Annotated in this window: 20 protein-coding genes; 13 read left to right on the top strand and 7 right to left on the bottom strand. The window is 60.6% G+C overall.

All coding sequences use genetic code 11. The features are described 5' to 3' along the window. The first annotated feature begins 50 nt into the window (after window positions 1-50). Window positions 51-980 carry a metal ABC transporter solute-binding protein, Zn/Mn family gene (locus HX855_RS24875; protein ID WP_309139795.1) on the top strand — a complete coding sequence of 310 codons (930 nt, stop codon included), beginning with the start codon at window positions 51-53 and terminating at the stop codon, window positions 978-980. A 118-nt stretch (window positions 981-1,098) separates the two neighbouring features. Here HX855_RS24875 and HX855_RS24870 read toward each other — a convergent pair whose 3' ends face one another. Both HX855_RS24870 and HX855_RS24865 read right to left on the bottom strand, forming a co-directional pair. Continuing rightward, entirely contained in the window at window positions 1,099-2,052 is a 954-nt protein-coding gene (locus HX855_RS24870) for a homoserine kinase (protein WP_177084533.1), read from the bottom strand. 56 nt (window positions 2,053-2,108) lie between these two features. Next, window positions 2,109-2,399, bottom strand: a complete 291-nt coding sequence (locus HX855_RS24865; RefSeq protein ID WP_177084535.1) for a DUF2782 domain-containing protein — start codon at window positions 2,397-2,399, stop codon at window positions 2,109-2,111. Window positions 2,400-2,473: 74 nt separating this feature from the next. On the opposite strand from HX855_RS24865, the gene polA reads away from it, so the two are divergent. Next, the gene (gene polA, locus HX855_RS24860; RefSeq protein WP_177084537.1) at window positions 2,474-5,266 is read left to right on the top strand and encodes a DNA polymerase I; all 2,793 of its coding nucleotides are present in this window, start codon (window positions 2,474-2,476) and stop codon (window positions 5,264-5,266) included. A 266-nt stretch (window positions 5,267-5,532) separates the two neighbouring features. On the opposite strand, the gene yihA is transcribed toward polA, so the two are convergent. Further along, a complete protein-coding gene (gene yihA, locus HX855_RS24855; RefSeq protein WP_010168644.1) occupies window positions 5,533-6,174 on the bottom strand; it encodes a ribosome biogenesis GTP-binding protein YihA/YsxC in 642 nt (213 codons plus the stop codon). A gap of 192 nt (window positions 6,175-6,366) precedes the next feature. On the opposite strand from yihA, the gene HX855_RS24850 reads away from it, so the two are divergent. The 6 genes from HX855_RS24850 to HX855_RS24825 all read left to right on the top strand — a co-directional run bounded on the left by HX855_RS24850 (window position 6,367) and on the right by HX855_RS24825 (window position 11,984). Further along, the gene (locus HX855_RS24850) at window positions 6,367-6,669 is read left to right on the top strand and encodes a cytochrome c5 family protein (protein ID WP_177084539.1); all 303 of its coding nucleotides are present in this window, start codon (window positions 6,367-6,369) and stop codon (window positions 6,667-6,669) included. 33 nt (window positions 6,670-6,702) lie between these two features. After that, window positions 6,703-7,308 (top strand): cytochrome c4, encoded by a 606-nt coding sequence (locus HX855_RS24845; RefSeq protein ID WP_177084541.1) that lies wholly within the window; start codon window positions 6,703-6,705, stop codon window positions 7,306-7,308. A gap of 169 nt (window positions 7,309-7,477) precedes the next feature. Further along, the gene (locus tag HX855_RS24840; RefSeq protein ID WP_177084543.1) at window positions 7,478-8,116 is read left to right on the top strand and encodes a thiol:disulfide interchange protein DsbA/DsbL; all 639 of its coding nucleotides are present in this window, start codon (window positions 7,478-7,480) and stop codon (window positions 8,114-8,116) included. Window positions 8,117-8,126: 10 nt separating this feature from the next. Then, window positions 8,127-9,005 carry an endonuclease/exonuclease/phosphatase family protein gene (locus HX855_RS24835; protein ID WP_177084544.1) on the top strand — a complete coding sequence of 293 codons (879 nt, stop codon included), beginning with the start codon at window positions 8,127-8,129 and terminating at the stop codon, window positions 9,003-9,005. After that, window positions 9,002-11,110 carry a diguanylate cyclase gene (locus HX855_RS24830; protein ID WP_177084546.1) on the top strand — a complete coding sequence of 703 codons (2,109 nt, stop codon included), beginning with the start codon at window positions 9,002-9,004 and terminating at the stop codon, window positions 11,108-11,110. Before HX855_RS24835 ends, HX855_RS24830 begins: the two co-directional genes overlap by 4 nt. Window positions 11,111-11,207: 97 nt before the next feature. Then, window positions 11,208-11,984, top strand: a complete 777-nt coding sequence (locus HX855_RS24825) for an N-acetylmuramoyl-L-alanine amidase (RefSeq protein ID WP_177084548.1) — start codon at window positions 11,208-11,210, stop codon at window positions 11,982-11,984. A gap of 17 nt (window positions 11,985-12,001) precedes the next feature. Here the strand turns inward: HX855_RS24825 and HX855_RS24820 are convergent, their stop codons facing one another. Both HX855_RS24820 and algB read right to left on the bottom strand, forming a co-directional pair. Further along, entirely contained in the window at window positions 12,002-13,789 is a 1,788-nt protein-coding gene (locus HX855_RS24820) for a KinB sensor domain-containing domain (RefSeq protein WP_177084550.1), read from the bottom strand. A gap of 10 nt (window positions 13,790-13,799) precedes the next feature. Beyond that, window positions 13,800-15,146, bottom strand: coding sequence for a sigma-54-dependent response regulator transcription factor AlgB (gene algB / locus HX855_RS24815; protein WP_010168658.1), 1,347 nt, complete (start codon window positions 15,144-15,146; stop codon window positions 13,800-13,802). Between the two features lie 391 nt (window positions 15,147-15,537). Between algB and HX855_RS24810 the strand changes: the two genes are divergently transcribed. The 5 genes from HX855_RS24810 (at window position 15,538) to HX855_RS24790 (ending at window position 19,925) form a co-directional block, all read left to right on the top strand. Beyond that, window positions 15,538-15,822 (top strand): hypothetical protein, encoded by a 285-nt coding sequence (locus tag HX855_RS24810; protein WP_177084552.1) that lies wholly within the window; start codon window positions 15,538-15,540, stop codon window positions 15,820-15,822. Window positions 15,823-15,900: 78 nt separating this feature from the next. Next, window positions 15,901-16,065, top strand: a complete 165-nt coding sequence (locus tag HX855_RS24805; protein WP_003170804.1) for a DUF1328 domain-containing protein — start codon at window positions 15,901-15,903, stop codon at window positions 16,063-16,065. A 2-nt stretch (window positions 16,066-16,067) separates the two neighbouring features. After that, complete coding sequence (locus tag HX855_RS24800) at window positions 16,068-16,535, top strand: inhibitor of vertebrate lysozyme family protein (protein WP_177084554.1); 468 nt, start codon at window positions 16,068-16,070, stop codon at window positions 16,533-16,535. 729 nt (window positions 16,536-17,264) lie between these two features. Beyond that, window positions 17,265-18,596 carry a glutamate/aspartate:proton symporter GltP gene (gene gltP / locus HX855_RS24795; RefSeq protein WP_177084556.1) on the top strand — a complete coding sequence of 444 codons (1,332 nt, stop codon included), beginning with the start codon at window positions 17,265-17,267 and terminating at the stop codon, window positions 18,594-18,596. A gap of 99 nt (window positions 18,597-18,695) precedes the next feature. Further along, a complete protein-coding gene (locus tag HX855_RS24790; RefSeq protein ID WP_177084558.1) occupies window positions 18,696-19,925 on the top strand; it encodes a nucleoside recognition domain-containing protein in 1,230 nt (409 codons plus the stop codon). A gap of 119 nt (window positions 19,926-20,044) precedes the next feature. Here HX855_RS24790 and HX855_RS24785 read toward each other — a convergent pair whose 3' ends face one another. Then, window positions 20,045-20,656 carry an ABC-type transport auxiliary lipoprotein family protein gene (locus HX855_RS24785; RefSeq protein ID WP_177084560.1) on the bottom strand — a complete coding sequence of 204 codons (612 nt, stop codon included), beginning with the start codon at window positions 20,654-20,656 and terminating at the stop codon, window positions 20,045-20,047. Continuing rightward, the gene (locus tag HX855_RS24780; RefSeq protein WP_177084562.1) at window positions 20,653-21,591 is read right to left on the bottom strand and encodes an MlaD family protein; all 939 of its coding nucleotides are present in this window, start codon (window positions 21,589-21,591) and stop codon (window positions 20,653-20,655) included. Before HX855_RS24780 ends, HX855_RS24785 begins: the two co-directional genes overlap by 4 nt. Window position 21,592: the final 1 nt, after the last annotated feature.

The following is a 21,592-nucleotide window of genomic DNA, read 5'->3' as shown; positions in this document are numbered from 1 at the left end:
ACAGATATTTGTGAGAGACGTTATTATGTTACCTGTTCCTGCCTCCTTGAGTGGTCATCGTGTCCAGACTTTTTCCCGTTTTTGTCGTATTTGTCACCAGTTTGTTGCTTGCCGGTGCCGCTCAGGCGGAGGTTCGGGTGCTGACCAGCATCAAACCGTTACAGCTGATTGCCGCCGCCGTGCAGGACGGCGTGGCGATTCCCGAGGTCTTGCTACCGCCGGGCGCTTCCCCCCATAACTATGCGCTGCGTCCTTCCGACGTACGGCGCGTGCAGTCGGTGGACCTGCTGTATTGGATTGGCCCGGACATGGAAAGCTTTCTGCCCCGTGTGTTGAAAGGCCGCAGCTTGCCGACGGTGGCGGTGCAGGACCTTCCGGGGATGAAATTGCGTCGGTTCGCCGAAGATAGCCACTCCCATGCTGAAGATGCCGACGAACATGATCACGATCATCGCCCGGGCAGCCTGGATGCGCACTTGTGGTTGTCGACGGTCAACGCCCGGGTGATCGCCAATCGCATGGCGGCGGACCTCAGCGCTGCCGACCCTGCGAATGCCGAACGTTATCAAAGCAACGTGAAGGCCTTTGATGGCCGCATGGACGCGCTGGATGCGCGTTTGAAAGCACGCATGGCCGACGTCGCGGGCAAGCCTTACTTCGTGTTCCATGAAGCCTTCGATTACTTCGAAGATGCCTACGGCCTCAAGCACACCGGTGTGTTCAGCGTGGCCGCAGAAGTGCAGCCGGGTGCGCAGCATGTAGCGGCGATGCGCACGCGTTTGCAGGAAGTGGGCAAGACCTGCGTTTTCAGCGAGCCGCCGTTGCGCCCGCGCCTGGCGGAAACCCTGGTGGCCGGTTTGCCGGTGAAGCTGGCGGAGCTGGACGCGTTGGGCGGCTACACGCCGGCGACGGCTCAGGGTTATGAGCAGGTGCTGGAGAAGCTGGGGAATGATCTGGCGGGGTGCCTGGAGTCTTTATAAGCCACAACGAAGATCAAATGTGGGAGCTGGCTTGCCTGCGATAGCGGTGGGCCAGCTGACTCAAATGTAACTGACCCACCGCTATCGCAGGCAAGCCAGCTCCCACACTGACCGTGTGCTACAACGCAAACGGCAGCGGAGTCTGGACCTGCTGGCGCTGCGCCAGGCGCACTTGAAACTCCCGCGGGTCGTGAATCAGCACGTCTTGCCCGGCAAACGACTCCGCGGCAATCAGGCGTGACAGCCAGAACCGCACGCACGCCACGCGCAACAGGGTCGGCCACAGCTCCGCTTCTTTCGCGGTAAACGGCCGCAAGCCCGCATACGCACCCAGCAATGCCCGCGCCCGCTGGCCGTCGATCACGCCGTCGGTGTCCGAGCACCAGTCATTCAGGGCGATCGCCACGTCGTACAGCATCGGCCCGGAGCAGGCGTTGTAGAAGTCGATCAGCCCGGTCAGGTGGGTGCCTTCGAACATCGCGTTATCGCGAAACAGATCGGCGTGAATATTCGCCCGGGGCAGCGCGAGGATCTGCGCCTTATGCACCTCGATCTCATCCAGCGCGGCTTGCAGCAGGCCTTGTTGTTCCGCGTCGAGGTGCGAGATCAGTTGGGCGCCTTCGCTGAGCATCCAATCCAGCCCGCGATCGGTCTTGCGTTCCAGCACCTTGTCGCCTTGGGTGGCCAGGTGCAGGTGGCCGAGCAGTTCGCCCACCTGCACGCAATGCTGGGCGTTGGCGTCCTTGACGTGCTTGCCCGCCAGGCGCGGCTGCAGCAGCGCCGGTTTGCCGGCCAGCTCGCGCAAGGCCACGCCGTCGGTGGTGCGCAGGGCATAAGGCACCGGCAGGTCGGCGTCGTGGAGCACGTCCAGCAGTTCGATGAAGAACGGCATTTCCTGCACGGGGCCACGTTCAACCAAGGTCAGGACGAATTCGCCCTGTTCCAGGCTGATGAAGAAATTGGTGTTTTCACTACCAGCGGCAATCCCCTGGAAATCAAGCAGGCGGCCGAGCCCGTAAGGGGCAAGAAAGGTTTCCAGCTCGGGCCGAGCCAGGGGGGTGAACACAGACATGGTTAAAACTGCCGTTACGGGCGCTGCCGTGGGCAGCGCCGATTAAAGTTAAGAAATCATTTCCATTCGAAGATCTTCCATGACGGGATCAGCATATCCGGCTGGTCAGAGCGGATGAAGTTCGCATCGGTTCCGTCTGCGCGCACCAGGAAATAAGGCGGCGCACCCTTTACGGTCACCTTGATTGCGTACAGGAAGCCGTTCTGGCGGTACTCCTGGATGGTTCTGTCACCCTCGGTGCGGATCGTCACTTCCGGATCTGCCGAAGAAGCCCCGTCGGCTGCCGTGGCGGCCAGCGGAAGGAATGCAATCAAGCCGGTCAACAACAGGCGATTCACTGTACGCATGATAACCTTGTCCCTTTGTCGTCATTGGTCCGGCTATTCTAGCGCCTGACCCGCCGAAAAGGTTGATCCTGCTCATGAGCCAAGCCCCCCTCGTCCTGGTGGACGGTTCTTCTTATCTGTACCGCGCCTTTCACGCGCTGCCTCCGCTCACCACGTCCAAAGGCCTGCCTACCGGCGCGGTCAAGGGCGTGTTGAACATGCTCAAAAGCCTGCGCAAGCAGTACCCGGGCAGCCCGTTCGCGGTGGTGTTCGACGCCAAGGGCGGGACATTCCGCGATGAGCTGTACGCCGAATACAAGGCCAACCGCGCGAGCATGCCCGATGACATGCGCGTGCAGATCGAGCCGCTGCACCAGAGTGTGATCGCCCTGGGCTTCCCGCTGCTGTGCGTCGAAGGCGTTGAAGCAGACGACGTGATCGGCACCCTGGCCCGCAGCAGTGCCGCCGCCGACCGGCCTGTGGTGATTTCCACCGGTGACAAGGACATGGCGCAGCTGGTGGACGGGCACATTACCTTGGTGAACACCATGACCGGTAGCGCCATGGACGTTGAGGGCGTGAAGGAGAAATTCGGTGTCGCTCCCGAGCAGATCATCGATTACCTGGCGCTGATGGGCGATTCGTCCGACAACATTCCGGGGGTTCCGGGCATTGGTCCAAAGACGGCTTCCGGCTTGCTGGTAGGTGTCAACGGCGGTTTGAAGGAGCTCTACGAGCAGCTCGATATCGTGCCGACCCTGCCGATTCGTGGCGCCAAGACCCTGGTCGCCAAGCTCGAAGAGCATAAGGACAGCGCGTTCCTGTCGTACGAGTTGGCGACGATCAAGATCGATGTGCCGCTGGATGTGGGCCTGGACGACTTGCACCTGGTCGAGCCGGATCGGGAGAAGTTGCTGGAGCTGTACACGCTGCTGGAGTTCAAAAGCTGGACCGACGAGCTTCAGCGTGACGCCAAGCGTGTTGAGCTGAGCGCGGCCCCGTCGACTTCTGTCGCCGAACAGGCGGTTGAGGCGGCGGCCCCGGTTTCTACGGAGCCGGTGTACGAAACCATCCTCACCCAGGCCAGGTTTGATGCCTGGCTGAAGAAGCTCAACGACGCCAAGCTGTTCGCCTTTGATACCGAAACCACCGGGATCGACGCCCAGAAAGCGCAACTGGTGGGCGTGTCGTTTGCCGTACAGGCCCACGAAGCGGCCTATATCCCGCTGACCCATTCCTACATCGGCGCGCCGGAACAGCTGGACCGGGACACCGTGCTGCTGGCCCTGAAGCCGTTGCTCGAAGACCCGGAAAAGCTCAAGGTCGGCCAGCACGCCAAGTTCGACATGAACATCCTGGCCAATTGCGCCATCGGTGGCGACCCGGCCCATGGCATCACCGTGCGCGGCATCGCCTTCGACACCATGCTTGAGTCCTACGTGCTGAACTCCGTCGCGACCCGCCACGACATGGACAGCCTGGCGAAGAAGTACCTGGACTACGACACCGTCAGCTTTCAGGACATCGCCGGCAAGGGCGCCAAGCAGCTGACCTTTGACCAGATTGCCCTGGAGCAGGCCGGCCCTTACGCGGCGGAAGATGCGGATGTGACCCTGCGTTTGCACCAGGAACTGCACAAGCAGCTTGCCGCTATTCCTACCTTGGCCAGTGTAGTGTCCGACATCGAGATGCCGCTGGTGCCAGTGCTGGCGCGCATTGAGCGCCAGGGTGCCCTGGTGGATGCCGCCTTGCTGGGCATCCAGAGCATCGAGTTGGGCAACAAGATGGTCGACCTCGAGCGTCAGGCGTATGAAATCGCCGGCGAGGAATTCAACCTGGGCTCGCCCAAGCAGTTGGGGGCCATCCTCTACGAGAAACTCGGGCTGCCGGTGTTGAAGAAGACCGGCAAGGGCCAGGCCTCGACGGCCGAGGAAGTTTTGGCCAAATTGGCTGAAGACGACTACCCACTGCCGAAAGTGCTGATGCAGTACCGCAGCATGAGCAAGTTGAAAAGCACCTACACCGACCGTTTGCCGGAGCAGATCAACCCGCGCACCGGTCGCGTGCACACGTCCTATCATCAGGCCGTAGCAGCAACCGGGCGTCTGTCCTCCAGCGATCCAAACCTACAGAACATTCCGGTGCGTACCGCTGAAGGCCGGCGGATTCGCCAGGCGTTTGTCGCACCCAAGGGCTACAAGCTGCTGGCGGCGGACTATTCCCAGATCGAGTTGCGCATCATGGCGCATTTGTCCAAGGACGAAGGCTTGCTGAATGCGTTCCGCGACGACCTGGACGTGCACACCGCCACGGCGGCCGAGGTGTTCAAGGTTGAGTTGGCGCAGGTCACGTCCAACCAGCGACGCAGTGCCAAGGCGATCAACTTTGGCCTGATCTACGGCATGGGCGCGCAGAAGCTCGGCAAGGACATCGGCGTCGACACCAAGACCGCCAAGGCTTACATCGATGTGTACTTCGCCCGCTACCCGGGCGTTCGCGAGTACATGGAGCGCACCCGCGCCCAGGCGGCGGATCAGGGCTACGTGGAAACCCTGTTCGGGCGCCGCCTGTACCTGCCGGAGATCAACTCCAACAAGCCCCAGGAGCGTGCTGGCGCCGAGCGTACGGCGATCAACGCGCCGATGCAGGGCACTGCGGCCGATATCATCAAAAAGGCCATGGTCAAGGTCGACAACTGGCTGGCGGCCTCGGGCCTGGACGCCAAGGTCATCCTTCAAGTGCACGATGAATTGGTGCTGGAGGTGCGTGAGGACCTGGTGGATGAAGTCAGCGCGAAGATCCGTGAGCACATGAGCGATGCGGCGAAGCTGGATGTGCCGCTGGTGGTGGACGTCGGCGTGGGCGACAACTGGGACGAGGCGCACTAAGCGTGGGGCTTGGGCCGCGGCAGCACGCTGCGGCAACGCTTTAGATCGGAAAGCGTGGCGGGTTATTACCAATAGTTTTTTGAACCTGCCGGAACTTAACCCATGAAATGTGACTCAGAGTTACTGAATGGGTGGTGAAGCCCTTCAATGCTCCTATGTTGTGTTAAGTGTTGGCAGATATCTGGACCCCGCCCTAGCGGTCCGGAACTTGGACCCCGAACTTCCCCTCCCCATACGAAGTCCGGGGTTTTTTTTGCCCCGAGTTTTTACTCGGCGACTTCCGAACCCTTGTCAGCCAGTTCCATCCAGCCTGCCAGCACGGTGTAGGCGTCTTCCAGGCCCAGGCGTTTTGGCGCCGAGAACAGCTGGATAGTCACCGCATCGCCCCAACCCTTACGGATTTCTGCCTGCACTTTGAGCAGGGTATTTTTGGCTGCGCCGTAGGTCAGCTTGTCGGCCTTGGTCAGCAGGATGTGCATGGGCATGCCGCTGGCGACGGCCCAATCGAGCATCAGCAGGTCGAAGTCGGTCATTGGATGACGGATGTCCATCATCAGAATCAAACCCTTCAAACTCTCCCGGCCACCCAGATAGGCTTCCAGGTGACGCTGCCAGTGCAGCTTCAGCGGGATGGGTACTTTTGCGTAACCGTAGCCCGGAAGGTCGACCAGACGCCGATCATCGTCTAGCTTGAAGAAGTTGAGGAGCTGTGTGCGCCCCGGGGTTTTCGAGGTGCGGGCCAGGCTCGCGTGGGTCAGGGTGTTCAGCGCGCTGGATTTACCGGCGTTGGAACGGCCGGCGAATGCGACTTCGAAGCCTTCGTCATCGGGGCATTGGTCGACTTTGGCGGCGCTGAGCATGAAGGTGGACTGTTGGCACAGGCCGAGGATGGGATTCTTGAGTTGCATGAGTTTTCCGATGTGGGCGGTGCCGGGAATGGGTGCGGCAAGCGGTGTCGTTTCCGTTTCAGTAGCGCCAGTATATAATGCCGCAGATTTTGTGTGTGCTTTGTCCCAGCGAAGGATGAAGTTCACGGGAGCGATAGACCTTTATTGCGCATTAGAACGCAAAACGCTCTCAAACCCTGAAAAGGTCGATGTATGACCAAGTGGCTGCTGGTCGTCGGTGTCTTGATGCCACTTTACAGTGCGCAGGCTACACAGGATCCGGAGGCTGTGTACAACCGCGTTTGCGTGGCTTGCCATGCCGGACAGTTGCCCAACGCCCCGAAACGGGGTGACCAGGCAGCCTGGAAGCCAAGAGTGGCTCAAGGTATGGACACGCTGGTGCAACACGTGACTCAGGGTTTCAAGGCGATGCCGCCGCGTGGTTTGTGCATGGACTGCAGTACCGAGGATTACCAGGCCGTCATTCAGTTGATGGTGAGTAAACCCGGTCCATAACTCTTTAACCCTTAGCCGTAGTTGGATTAGCTGATGAACAAACTGATCGTGAGTCTGCTGTTGACCTTGGGCATCACCGGTGTTGCCCATGCCGCAGGCGACGCTACTGCCGGCCAGGCGAAAGCCGCCGTATGTGGTGCTTGCCATGGACCGGACGGTAATAGCCCGGCGCCAAACTTTCCAAAACTGGCCGGCCAGGGTGAACGTTACCTGACCAAGCAGATGCACGACATCAAGGATGGCAAGCGTACGGTCCTGGAAATGACCGGCTTGCTGACCAACCTCAGTGATCAGGACCTGGCGGACATCGCGGCGTATTTTGCCAGCCAAAAGGGCAGCGTGGGAGCTGCTGATCCAAAAGTGGTGGCCCACGGTGAAGAATTGTTCCGTGGCGGCAACCTGGAAAAAGGCATGCCTTCCTGCATCGGTTGCCACTCGCCTAACGGCGCAGGCCTCGCGGCGGCAGGCTTCCCGCACTTGAGTGGCCAGCATGCCCAGTACATCGGCAAACAGCTGACGGACTTCCGGGAAGGTAATCGCACCAACGACGGCGACACCAAAATCATGCAAAGCATCGCCGGCAAACTCAGCAACAAGGACATCGAAGCCGTGTCCCAATACATCCAGGGCCTGCACTAAGTGTCCCGGCTACGTTAACGCTCGATTAATCCGTCGATGCAAGCATAAAAAGGGTGGCCTAGGCTGCCCTTTTTTGTGGCCGGTGCCGTTACACTAACGAACTCATGCCCGCGTAGACCTGTCACAACAAAGGTCGCGTGAGGCGACTTTATTTGTCCAGGAGTAAAGCATGCGTAATCTGATCCTCAGCGCCGCTCTCGTCACTGCCAGCCTTTTCGGCATGACCGCACAAGCTGCCGATAATGTGCCGCTTGAAGCCGGTAAAACCTATGTTCAACTGGAGACGCCTGTACCGGTTTCCGTGCCGGGCAAGATCGAAGTGGTGGAGCTGTTCTGGTATGGCTGCCCGCATTGCTACGCGTTTGAGCCAGTGATCAATCCGTGGATCGAGAAGCTGCCTGAGGACGTGAACTTCAAACGTATTCCTGCCTTGTTCGGCGGCCCATGGGATGCCCACGGCCAGCTGTTCATTACCCTGGACACCATGGGTGTAGAGCACAAGGTTCACGCCGCTGTCTTCAACGCCATCCAGAAAGAAGGCAAGCGCCTGCTCAAGCCTGAGGACATGGCCGATTTCGTGGCCACTCAAGGCGTCGACAAAACCAAGTTCCTTGAGACGTTCAACTCGTTCGCAGTGAAGGGCAAGATGGCCCAGTACAAAGAACTTGCCCAGAAATATGGCGTGCAAGGCGTACCGACCCTGATCGTCAACGGCAAATACCGTTTTGACATCGGCAGCGCCGGTGGCGAAGAGCAAGCGCTGAACGTGGCTGACCAGCTGATCGCCAAAGAGCGCGCAGCCAAGTAAGGGGCCTGTCATGCGTCGCTGGGGTACTGAACGTGTCGTTGGCCTGCATGACCCGAAGGTCAATGGACACCATCTGGAATCCACAGGCCTGCCGGCAGACAGCCGGTTGCGCCTGCTCAGTTTCAATATACAGGTGGGCATCAGTACCGAGAAATACCGGCATTACCTGACCCGTGGCTGGCAGCACCTGCTGCCCCACAACGGGCGTGCCGGCAATCTGCAAAAGATCGGCGACCTGCTGGGCGACTTCGACCTGGTAGCCCTGCAGGAGGCCGACGGTGGCAGCCTGCGTTCCGGCTACATCAACCAAGTCGAACACCTGGCCCAGCTGGGTGCCTTTCCCTACTGGTATCAACAACTCAATCGCAACCTCGGCAAACTCGGCCAGCACAGTAATGGTGTGCTCAGCCGCCTGAAACCGTGGGCGATCGAGGATCACCCGTTACCCGGCCCCAAAGGCCGTGGGGCGATTCTCGTACGGTTCGGCGAAGGGCCGGAAGCGTTGGTGGTGGTCATGATGCACCTCGCGCTGGGCGCGCGAACCCGCACCCTGCAATTGGCCTACATCCGTGAGTTGATTGGTAACTACAAACATCAGGTACTGATGGGTGACATGAACACCCATGCCACAGACCTGCTACAGAATTCCCCGTTGCGTGACCTTGGGTTGCTGGCGCCGCAAGTCGAAGCCACCTTTCCCAGCTGGCGTCCGCAACGCTGTCTTGATCACATCCTGCTCAGCCCGACCCTCACACTCGAAAGTGTGCAGGTACTGGCTCAGCCCATCTCCGATCACCTGCCGGTCGCGGTAGAGATTCGTCTGCCGGGTTCGCTCACGGCTGATGCATTGCCCGCGTTGAGCCCCGGCCCTCGCGGACCCCTTGCATGAGCGACGACGCCCAGCGCTGGAAAGAAAAATACCTTAAAAGCATCGAGCAACAAGACAAGCTCGAGCGCCGCTGGGCCGCCCGCCTCGACCTGCTGCGCCGGGGGCTGGTACGCAGCACCCTGGCGGCTGAAGGGACCGACCGTGCGGTTGACCTATGCATGAAGGAAATGCGCGATGTTGTCCGCACAGACGACATGGACGCCGCCCTCGCCGCCTTGTTGCCGCGCCTGGAAAAGGCCGTGCTGGATTCGGAGCAGCGCCGTGAAACCCGGGTCGACCAGATCGGCACCGCGTTGACGGCCTTGGTCACCCAGTTGCAGAAACTGCCCTTGCCGCGTGAGGTCAGCCGCCCTCTGAAGGCGTTCGCCAAACAGTTGGACGGGCGGGTCGGCCAGGCGCGGGAAATTCCACTGCTGTTGAGTGAGTTGAGCGGCCTTCAGGGGCAGGCATTGAGCAACCTGGAGCCGGAGGGCGAAGCCAGCCGTCCGAGCCCGGGGCTGTTGCAGCGTCTGTTTGGCGCCAGGGACGCTGCGGCCGAAACCGCCGAGGTTGAGGCGTCGGCACCCTCACGCCCGGCTGCTCACGCGCCCGCTGCGCCAAAGCCGGTGAATGAGGCTGAAGCGCCGGCGCAATCGGCCGAGTTGGCACAAGCGCTGCGGGCTTTTGCGCCGCAGCCGAAGGCCCCGGCTTCCGTAGAGCCGCTGCCTGAGCGTGTGCCGCAAGTACAGGCGGCTGAGGTTGTCAGCGAAGCGGCGCCTGTTGCCCCCGCCGTTGTGGTCAAAGCCCCCGTGATTGAGGCGCCCGCCGCGATCATCGAACCACTGGCGCCTGAACAACCGCTCGAAGCGCAGGTTGAGCCAGCCCTTGAGAGCGCCCTTGCTGCCATGGTCGAGGCGCCAGAGGTGCAGGCCCGCGAGCTGGAGCAAACGGAGATCGGCAGTCTCTCCTTGCCGCCGGTCCTGGCCGACGAGCCGGAAGAGGCGCCCGAGCCCGCAGAGCCGAACCCCGACGCGCTGCAAGCGGAGCAGGCCTACGCCCTGCCCGACACCCCCGAGCCGTCTTACAGTTCGGTGGCCAAACACATCGAAGACACCCTGCTCGGGTTGCTGGAAGACCTGTCGCTGCCAGAGCGTTATCGGCCCCAGGCCGAAGCCATGCGTGATCGCTTGACCCATGGCTTGAACTGGTACGAACTGCTGCCGATCCTCGATGACCTGGCGGTGTTGATGCTGGCGGTCACCGACAGCGGCCAGCACGAGTTCGAAGCCTACCTCAAGCAGCTCAACGAGCGCCTTGAAGCCTTTCAGGGGCACTTGCAGGTCGCCAGTGACGGCCACGCCGACAGTCGCTCGGCCGCCAGAGAGCTGGACACCCAGATCCGCGAACAGGTGGATGGTTTGCAGAGTAGCGTCCAGGAGGCGGCAGACCTCGACAGCCTCAAGCATGTGCTCGAGAGCCATCTCGAAGGCCTGCTGGGCACCATGGACGAACACCAGCACCAGCGTGACCAGCGTGAGCAGGAAGTGGCCGCCCGCCTCAAAGGCCTGGCCGAACGGGTGGCCAATATGGAACAGGAGGCTCAGGGCTACCGTGAGCACCTGGAGGTTCAGCGCCAGAAAGCCTTGATCGACCCCCTTACCGGCTTGCCCAACCGCGCTGCCTGGAGCGAGCGCCTGGAGCAAGAGGTCAACGCCTGGCACCAGCGCGGCAACAGCCTGTCGCTGGCAATGCTGGACCTTGATCACTTCAAGCGTATCAACGACGGCTATGGTCACCTCGCCGGTGACAAGGTGTTGAAGATCATCGCCACGGTGCTGCGAAAACGCCTGCGGCCCAATGACTTCATCGCGCGCTTTGGCGGTGAAGAGTTTGTGCTGCTGATGCCCCATTCATCGCTGTCCGAGGCGCTGGCGGTGGGTGAAACCCTGCGCGCCGCCATCGAAGCCTGCCCGTTTCACTTCAAGGGCGAGCCGGTGACGATCACGGTGTCCATGGGCATGGCGCAGTTTCAGCCGGGAGAGCGCAGTGACCTGGCCCTCAAACGCGCCGACGAGGCGTTGTATCGCGCCAAGGCAGCGGGGCGTAATCAGGTGCAGGCGGCCTGAAATGTTCCATTTTGTTTAAAATGTCGCATTTGGCCGCCGACCCGCAAACGGTACGTTACACTGTTGCATTATCGTCTTAAGCGTATTGTCTGCTGCCATGAAATTTCTGTGTTCTGCCTTACTGCTTCTCCTGCTCGCCGGTTGCGCCAGCGGCCCTCGCCTGAACACCAGCCATCCGTCGGTGAATCACGACAACCGGGTGCAGTTCGTCATCGTGCACTACACCTCGGCGTCCCTTGAGCGTTCCCTCGCGCTGTTGACCCACGGCCAGGTCAGCAGTCATTACCTGATCGGCGACGATGCGTCTGCCATCATCTATAAGCTGGTGGACGAAAGCCAACGCGCCTGGCACGCCGGGGAAAGCGAATGGATGGGCCGCACCTGGCTCAACTCCAGCTCCATTGGCATCGAGATTGTGAACCCGGGGTATCGCGACTTGCCGACGGGCCGCGTCTGGTATCCCTACTCCGAGGCGCAAGTGCAGTCGCTGGTGGTGCTGCTCAAGGACATCAGCAAGCGTAACGGCATCGACCCGAGAAACATCATCGGCCATAGCGACATTGCCCCGCTGCGCAAGCTGGACCCGGGGCCGTTGTTCCCGTGGAAGCGCCTGGCGGATGAAGGGCTGGGCATGTGGCCGGACGCCAAGGCGGTTGCGCGTTACCAGGTGCAGTACGCCAGCGATTTTCCGAGCATTACCTGGTTTCAGGAAGAGTTGGCGAAGTTGGGCTATCCGACGCCGCAAACGGGCGAGCTGGATGTGGCGACGCGGCATGTGGTGGCCGCGTTCCAGATGCATTTCCGGGCGTCGTTGTATGACGGGACGCCGGATGCTGAAAGTGCCGCGATCCTGCGGGCGCTGAATCACCAATAACGGCAGGCGCGTGTGCGCTACAGGGGCAGCGCCATATAGAACTGCGTCCCCTGTCCCGGCCGCGAATAAACCCCCATGCGCCCACCGTGCAACTGCACGATCTCCTTGCACAGCGCCAGGCCCAGCCCGGCACCGCCTTTCTTGCGGCCTACCTGCACAAACGGTTCGAAGATCCGCCCCTGCTGGCCGTAGGCAATGCCTTCACCGTTGTCCTCGACGCTGACAATCACCCGTTCTCCATGGCGACGCGCCTGCAGGCGAATCTGCCCACCGTCGGCGGTGTGTCGCAGGGCGTTACCCAAAAGGTTGTCGAGCACCCGCTCCAACTGCGCTCGATCGGCGTGCAGTCTTGGCAGTGGGGATTGCTCTTCAACCAGCAGTTCGATGTTCTGCGCATTCGCCTGCTCCGCGAAGCGGGCACGGGCATGTTCGAGCAGGTCGCTGATGTCGCACGGGCCCAGAGTGAGTTTCTGCAAGCCGTTCTGGTAGCGCGAGAAGTTGAGCAAGTCGTTGATCAGCTGCATCAGGCGCTGCATTTCTTCGTTGACCGTATCCAGCAGGTCCGCTTCGCGAGACTCCGCCGGAAACTTCGCCCGTTCACGGAACAAGCCGAACGCCATGTGCATGCCCGTCACCGGGGTGCGCAACTCATGGGAGGCACGCAACACAAACTCACTGCGCACCCGTTCAAAGGCGCGTTGTTCGGTGACGTCGTGCAGCACCATCACCGCGCCCAGAATGTGTCCCTGGGTATGGCTGACCGGCGTCAGGCTGTACGTCAGCAGGCGCAGCTCGCCTTCGACTTCCACTTCCAGGTCTTCAGGCGCGCGCTCCAGGTTGCCGCCGCGTAGCACCAGGTGCAGCTGTTCATCCAGTTCCGGGCGGCCCAAGGCCTCGCCAAGGCCTTGGCCCAGGCGATTCTCGTCCCAGCCCAGCTGGCGCTGCGCCACCGGGTTAAGGTGCTCCAGGCGGCCCTGGCGGTCGATCATCAGCAGGCCGTCGTCGATGCTGTCGAGCACCGCCTGCAGGCGTTGCTGCCCGGCGAGCAGCTCATCGACATTGGTTGCCTGATGCTGGCGCAACGCCTCGGCCATGATGCCGAAGCGCCGGGTCAGCAGGTTCATCTCGGCCGCCGAGGAAATGGGCAGCGTGACTTCGAAGTTGCCCTGGCCGATCTTGTCGGCGGCCTTGGCCAGGGCTTCGATTGGCCCGCCAAAGCGCCGGGCGATACCATGGGCGGTGACGAAACCGATGATCAGCACCGCCAACCCCACCAGGCCCAGCAGGCCGGCAATCAACAGCGCGCGCTCACGGGACTTGTGTTCGGTGTCGTTGATGTTGTCCAGGGCCTTCTTGTGCTCGGCGATCAGGCCGTTGCGCAAGACGTTGAAGCGCTCGGTCAGCTCGTCGTTGTTACGCAGTTGCGGCGGCGCGTTTTCATTTTTTTCGAACGCCTCAAGAAAGCTCAGGTAGTTGGTTTTGGCCTGGGTAAATCCGCGGGTGACTGCCTCCTTTTGTTCGTGATCGATGCCTTGTTGCAGCAGGGCGAAATAGTGCCGCTTGGAGTCGTTGAGCGCGGCACGATCGGGCTGCTCGTTGAGCATGATCATCAACTGATCGCCGAGGGTCTGCCGAAGCTTGAGCCCCAGGTCCAGGGTGATGAAGTTGCTGCGAATCAAGGACTCCTGGGTCTTGGCCATTTGCATGACACTCACCAGGCCCAGCAGCAACCCCAGCAGGGCAACGGTGATCAGCGCGGAAATACTCAGGAACAGCCGAGTGCGCAGCTTCATCGCAAGCTTCATAGGCTACAGCTCACAGGTTGTATTGTTTGCGTTTGCGGTAAAGCGTCGACGCATCAATGCCAAGGGTCCGGGCCGCTTGGTCCAGGGTGTCACTGGTGGCCAGCACGGCGCCGATATGGGCTTTTTCCAATTCATCCAGGCTCAGCGCCGCGCCGATACGCGGGGCGTTGTTGGTCGGCTGTTCGGCCATGCCGAGGTGGCTGATCTCGACCTTTTCCTGCGGGCAAATAATGCTGGCCCGCTCCACGACGTTGCGCAGTTCGCGGATGTTCCCGGGCCAGCGGTAGTTGAGCAGCGCCTCACGGGCTTCATCGCTGAACCCGCGAGCCGGTCGTGCATATTCCTTCACGAAGCGCGCCAGGAACCGGTCGGCCAGGGTCAGGATGTCTTCGCTACGCTCGCGCAGGGGCGGCAGGTGCAGGGTGATGACATTCAGGCGGTACAGCAGGTCTTCGCGGAAACGACCGTCGCGGACCATGTCTTCCAGGTTCAGGTTGGTGGCGGCGAGGATACGCACGTCGGCGCGACGAGTGACCGGGTCACCGACACGCTCGTATTCCTTGTCCTGGATAAAGCGCAGCAACTTGGGTTGCAAGGTAAGGGGGAAATCGCCGATCTCATCGAGAAACAGCGTGCCGCCGTCGGCCTGGTTGACGCGGCCGAGGGTGCTTTCGCTGGCGCCGGTAAACGCGCCGCGGCTGTGGCCGAACAGTTCGCTTTCCATCAGCTCGGCTGTCAGCGACGGGCAGTTAATAGTCACGCAGGATTTCTTCGCGCGCTTGCTCCAGCCGTGAATGGCCCGGGCCAGCTCGCCCTTACCGGTGCCGGACTCGCCGAGAATCAGGATATTGGCGTCAGTGCCCGCCACTTGGCGTGCCGTTTCCAGCACCACCATCATCGCGGGACTGTGGGAGTCGAGGCCGTCCTTGGGCTGGCGTACTTCGCCTTCCAGGGCTTCCAGGCGCGCCGACAGTTGACGCACTTCCAGTTGCTTGGCCGTGGCCAGGCGCAATTGGTCGGGGCTGCAAGGTTTGACGAGGTAATCGGCGGCGCCGGCCTGAATGGCATCCACCGCGGTGTCGACGGCCGAATGGGCAGTGACGATCACCACCCGCATCCACGGCGCCTGAATGCGCATTTGCGCCAGTACGTCGAGGCCGTTGTCTTCGCCCAGCCGCAGGTCCAGGAAGCACAGGTCAAACACTTGGCGTTGCAACAAGGCATCGGCCTGGGCGGCGCTGTTGGCGGTGGCTACGGTATAGCCTTCATCTTCCAGGCAGTAACGGAAGGTGCGAAGGATCGCGGACTCGTCATCCACTAAAAGAATGCGGCCTTGAAGTTCCTTGGCTGATTCCATCTGTCCCGCGCTCCTTAAGAATGAATGATGTTGTTTAGTCCCGGAATAATCGGGCAAGTTGCATGGTTTATTCTGATTGATTAAAGCCGTCATCGCGCAGGTATCTGCGCTTATTCCTACAAAGACGCCCATTCATGGCGTTTTGATCCCTCTCTTCCCTCTTCGGCAACCTGCGGTTGCATTCCTATCCCTCGATCCGACCACTGACCATCGTGCATTTCGCACGGCATGGATAGGGCCATCGTGCAGGATGCTCGTGGTGTCAAAGCGCTTTTGTTTTTAACTTGTTGAATTCATTGAGTTTTATTTTGTTAAAAAACTGGCACGCAGGCTGCAATACCCCTCATACGAGCTTCATCAACGAATAATCAGAATGCGGGAGAGATACAGCATGACTCGCCAAAGCCTCACCCAACTGCGTGTATCGCCACTGCGTCTGCAACAGGGGCTGTTTGCCAGCCTGGCCCTGATGGTGACCTTGATTGGCGGTCAGCAATTGGCGCATTGGCAGCAGGGTCAGCACACCCCCGCGCAGTTCGAACGCCCGATGATGACTCAGACCCATTTTCGTTCAGTCGGCGCTACCGCTGCTGACGTGACAACCCCGCAACTGACGGCGGTTGAACAGGATTCCACCCTCGGCGACCTGCCCTCTCAGGAACGCTGGGTGTTCTAGGCAAGACACGGTCGCTTGGATCAAGCGACCGCAGGCATTACCGCTGTTACCCCTAAAAGAAGCGTAAGGAGAATCACCATGTTGAGTTGGGCAATCACATTTCTGATCATCGCCATTGTGGCTGCAGTCCTGGGCTTCGGTGGTATCGCGGGCACCGCCACGGGTATCGCCAAGATTCTGTTTGTGGTCTTCCTGGTGATGTTCATCGCTTCGTTCTTCTTTGGCCGTCGTGGCCGAGGCTAAACATGTTCAATTCGTCCCTTAAAGCCCTGGCTGCCGCCCTGTTGTTGGGCGGCAGTGGCCTGGTGCTGGCTGCCAATGACGGCCAGTCCCGGGCCAACGAACTGCTGAGCTCGGACCCGCAGTACCGCGAAACCTGGCAGAGCGTGGTCAAGAAGGAAGAGCGTCTGCCGGAATGGGTGATGAACCTTTCGGGCAGCGCTGAACAAATGAATGCCGTTGAAGAGGACGGTGACAAGTACTTGGTAGGGCCGCTCTGCGAAACGGCAGACACGTGCCTGAACAAGCGCCTGATCGTCGCCTTCAGCTTCGACAAGGAAGATGCCTACGCGATGTTGGTGGAAGTTCCGGCCGGCCTGCCGTCGGACAAGTCGCCAACACGGCATGCCGACTACCGCTTTCTTGGCAAGCCGGACGACGGCATGAAGAAGCTGTTGATGGAACAGCTCAAGAAAGATCCGAATTGGTACTAGGTTTGGTCTGACGACGCTGTCGTCTACCGGCTTATCGTCCATAGAAAGGAGCGCCACGCTTCTTTCTGTTTGCACGGCCCGACAAGGGCGGTGCATGACCAAGGGGCCGGGTTGCTCTGATCGATAGGATCGGCGTGACCTACGGGGACACGGAGTGCCTGCGTGAGGGCCGGGTCAGGTGAAAAGCTGCGACGCAAGTCCGCAAGCCGATGGCTTGTGGAACTTGCGACGGGCTTATGGCTCCTATGCCCGCTTCTGTCATACCGCCCATAGCGGCAATTTTCCTTTTTGCATCACTCCAACCATTTCTTGGTGTTTCCACGTGACCATCTATCGAGAAAGTTTGTCTCCTGCCAGACGAGTTTTCCGATGGTATGCGTAGGAATTTTCAGGGGTTTTCAGCCGCGGCCGTAGAATTTCGAAAAACCCCGCACGAGCCTGAAATGGCAGGTTCGCGGCATTTATGCCTGCCAATATGTCGTATTCGAACTGACCGTTCAGACAGAAAAACTCAAAAAAACTCATGCCGATTCGGCATGGGGTAGGCGTTTACGGCATTAGACGTCGCCTCCTTGCATCGGAATAGTTGCGCCTTTTTTCGCCTGTCAGTGAGCCATATCGGCCAACTGCGGTGACCTTCTACGGGGGCAGATGCACACACTTTTTCGCTCTCGAGCGTTCCAGCTGCTGGCGCATCTGCCTGAGTCCACTTGAAGTAAGGGTAATGACATGAAGAAGGCAAAGCTAAGCCTCGCCTGGCAGATCCTCATCGGTCTGGTGCTGGGGATTGCAATCGGTGCGGTGCTTAACCATTTCAGTGCTGAAAAGGCCTGGTGGATCAGCAACGTGTTGCAGCCCGCTGGCGATATCTTTATCCGCCTGATCAAGATGATCGTTATCCCGATCGTGATTTCGTCGCTGATTGTCGGAATCGCCGGTGTTGGGGATGCGAAAAAACTCGGTCGGATCGGCGTGAAAACCATCCTTTACTTCGAAGTGGTCACCACCATCGCCATCGTGGTCGGCCTGCTGCTGGCCAACCTGTTCCATCCAGGTACCGGCATCGACATGAGTACCCTGGGTACCGTCGACATCTCCAAATACACGGCCACTGCCGCCGAAGTTCAGCATGAGCATGCGTTCATCGAGACGATCCTCAACCTGATCCCGTCGAACATCTTTGCCGCCGTCGCCCGTGGCGACATGCTGCCGATCATTTTCTTCTCGGTGTTGTTCGGCCTCGGCCTGTCGAGCCTCAAGCCTGAGTTGCGCGAGCCCCTGGTAACCATGTTCCAGGGCGTGTCCGAGAGCATGTTCAAAGTCACCCACATGATCATGAAGTACGCCCCGATCGGCGTGTTTGCCCTGATCGCGGTGACGGTCGCCAACTTCGGCTTCGCCTCGCTGCTGCCGTTGGCCAAGCTGGTGATCCTGGTTTACGTCGCCATTCTGTTCTTCGCCTTTGTGGTACTCGGCCTGATCGCCCGCCTGTTTGGCTTCTCGGTGATCAAGCTGATGCGCATCTTCAAGGATGAGCTGGTGCTGGCCTACTCCACCGCCAGTTCCGAAACCGTGCTGCCCCGTGTGATCGAGAAGATGGAAGCCTACGGTGCGCCGAAGGCGATCTGCAGCTTCGTGGTGCCGACCGGCTACTCGTTCAACCTCGACGGCTCGACCCTGTATCAGAGCATCGCGGCGATCTTTATCGCCCAGTTGTATGGCATCGACCTTTCGATTGGCCAGCAACTGATGCTGGTGCTGACCCTGATGGTCACCTCCAAAGGCATCGCCGGCGTGCCGGGCGTGTCCTTCGTGGTGCTGTTGGCGACCCTGGGCAGTGTGGGCATTCCGCTGGAAGGCCTGGCGTTTATCGCCGGTGTCGACCGCATCATGGACATGGCCCGTACCGCGCTGAACGTGATTGGTAACGCCTTGGCCGTACTGGTCATCTCCCGCTGGGAAGGCATGTACGACGACGCCAAGGGCGAGCGCTACTGGAACTCCCTGCCGCACTGGCGTACCAAGGACGTGCTGCCAGCCGGCGAGACCTCTCGCGGCTGATCGCCAGAACGGCCTCGTACACAAACCCCGGGAAATCCGGGGTTTGTCGTTTCTGCCAGCCCCGCTATCATTCGCCCCATCTTTCGGGGGATTCAACTGATGCTCAACGGCCTGTGGCTTGGCTTTTTTATCGTGGCAATGGTCTCCGCACTGGCGCAATGGCTGATCGGCGGTAACGCCGGCATCTTTGCGGCGATGGTGGAAAGCATCTTCGCCATGGCCAAGTTGTCGGTCGAGGTCATGGTGCTGCTGTTCGGCACGCTGACCTTGTGGCTCGGGTTCCTGCGTATCGCCGAGAAAGCCGGGATCGTCGACTGGCTGGCCAAGGCGCTGGGGCCGCTGTTCCGCCGCCTGATGCCGGAAGTGCCCGCCGGCCACCCGGCCATCGGCTTGATCACCCTCAACTTTGCCGCCAACGGCCTGGGCCTCGACAACGCGGCCACCCCCATCGGCCTGAAAGCCATGAAGGCGCTGCAAGAACTCAACCCCATCCCCAACACCGCCAGTAACGCGCAAATCCTGTTCCTGGTGCTCAATGCGTCTTCCCTGACCCTGCTGCCGGTGACCATCTTCATGTACCGCGCCCAGCAAGGTGCAGCCGACCCGACGCTGGTGTTCCTGCCGATCCTGTTGGCAACCACTGCTTCGAGCCTGGTGGGCCTGCTATCGGTGGCGGTGATGCAACGCCTGCGGCTGTGGGACCCGGTGGTGCTGGCGTATCTGATTCCGGGTGTGCTGGTACTGGGTGGCTTCATGGCCTTGCTGGCGACGCTCTCAGCCACTGCGCTGGCGGGCTTGTCCTCGATCCTCGGCAACCTGACGCTGTTCGGGCTGATCATGGTGTTCCTGGTGATCGGCGCGCTGCGTAAGGTCAAGGTCTACGAGGCGTTTGTCGAGGGTGCCAAAGAGGGCTTCGACGTCGCCAAGAACCTGCTGCCGTATCTGGTGGCGATGCTGTGTGCGGTAGGCGTGTTGCGGGCGTCCGGCGCGTTGGATTTCGGCCTGGAAGGGATTCGCCATGTGGTGGCCTGGACGGGCATGGACACGCGTTTTGTCGATGCGTTGCCGACGGCGATGGTCAAGCCGTTCTCCGGCAGCGCGGCGCGGGCGTTGCTGATTGAAACGATGCAGACTCAGGGCGTGGACAGCTTCCCGGCGCTGGTGGCGGCGACGATTCAGGGCAGTACCGAGACCACGTTTTATGTGTTGGCGGTGTACTTTGGCTCGGTGGGGATCCAGCGAGCGCGGCATGCGGTGGGGTGTGCGTTGTTGGCGGAGTTTGCCGGTGTGGTGGCGGCGATTTCCGTCTGCTACTGGTTCTTCGGCTAAACCACTATCCCAGTAGGAGCGAGCTTGCTCGCGAAAAGCTTGAGAGCGACGCGGGGAATCAGGTTCCCCGCATTATCGTTGACGATTTTCGCGAGCAAGCTCGCTCCTACAGGTTGGGGCTATCTTTTCGCGGCTGTATTGCCCTGCCCCACCACCCAATCCACCACCTGCCTGTTCAGCGTATCCCCAGCCTGACCAAACCCGGCGACTACCGCTGGCACTTTGGTATCCCCCACCGGCTGCCTCACCTCAAACCGCTTGCTGGCAATAATCCGCTGATCACTCCCGCGTACCAGCCGCGCATCCAGGCGTATCACCACCTCAACCGCGCTGCCGCGATACTCACTCTGAAACGCCTGCAATTGCCCGCCCAGCTCAAAGTCCGCCTGCAGATTGGTCTCATCGGTACTGAGCAATGTCACCCGTCCATCCCGCTGGAACCCATCCAGCAAGCGGTTACGCAATAACACCGGTGCGGGATCGCTCCAGCGTGAATTCGCATAGCTGCTGATCAGGTCACCGTTAGGCACCACGGCAATCCGCGGGCTGTCGAGGAATTCGCTGGTCTGCGGCTTGGCCACCCGCAGCGACCAGGCCACCGGGCTGACCTGGGTGGTGGTCTGCGCCGATGGCAACCGGTACACGTCCGAAGGATCCGCCTTGGGCAGGATCGAACACGCACTGATCAATGCCAGGGCAACGGGGGCGATCACTTGGTAAGCACGCTTCATGGCGTGAACTCCTTGTTCTTGTCGCTGCCCAGCAGGTAACCGCTGGGGTTGGCTTCCAGGCGGCGGGAAATACCGCGCAACGAACTCAGGGTTTCCCGCAGTTCGCGCACGGCCGGAGCCAATTCGTTGAGGCCCTGCATGCCGCTGTTGAGGGAATCCTTGTTGTTGGTCAGCAAGGTGTCGATGGTGGCCGTGCTTTGTTGAAGGGACTGCATGGCCTTTTCAGCGCTGCCGAACATTTGTTTGCCCTGATCGTTGAGCAAGCCGTTAGCGTTGCGCATCAACGCGGTGGTTTGCTCCAGGGTGGCGCTGGCCTGTTTGCTCACCTGCAGCAATTGCTGCATCACCACTTTGATATCGCCGCGCTGATCGGCGATGGCGCCGGTGGTCTGTTGCAGGTTGTCCAGGGTATTGCTCAGGCGCTCGACGTTTTCCCGGGAGAACATGTGGTTGGCGTTGTGCAGCAGCAGGTTGATGCTGGTCATCAGGTCGTTGCTGTTGTTCAGCAGGCGAGCGATAGGCGACGGCGAGGCGATGATTTGCGGCAGTTCGCCGTCCTTGCCGGTGAGTTCCGGGCTTTGGGGCGTGCCGCCGCTGAGCTGGATGATTGAGGTGCCGGTGATGCCGGTCAGGGCCAGCTTGGCCTGGGTGTCTTCCTTGATCGGCGTCTGCCCGGCCAGGCGGATACGCGCCAGCACACGGCGCGGGTCTTTCGGGTCGAGGCGCAGGCTGGTGACATCGCCGACCTTGATCCCGCTGTATTGCACCGCGCTGCCTTGGGACAAACCACTGACGGCCTCGTTGAAGATCACTTCGTAATCCTGAAACGCGCTGTCGACGCTGGATTTGGCCAGCCACAGGCCAAACAGCATGGCGCCGACCACGACGATCACGCTGAACAGACCGATCATCACATGATGGGCTCGGGTTTCCATG

This window comes from Pseudomonas sp. IPO3778 (genome assembly GCF_013386825.1).
Taxonomy (GTDB): Bacteria; Pseudomonadota; Gammaproteobacteria; order Pseudomonadales; family Pseudomonadaceae; genus Aquipseudomonas.
The sequence above is the reverse complement of the archived record's forward strand: the minus strand, read 5'-3'. Positions and strand labels throughout refer to the sequence as shown.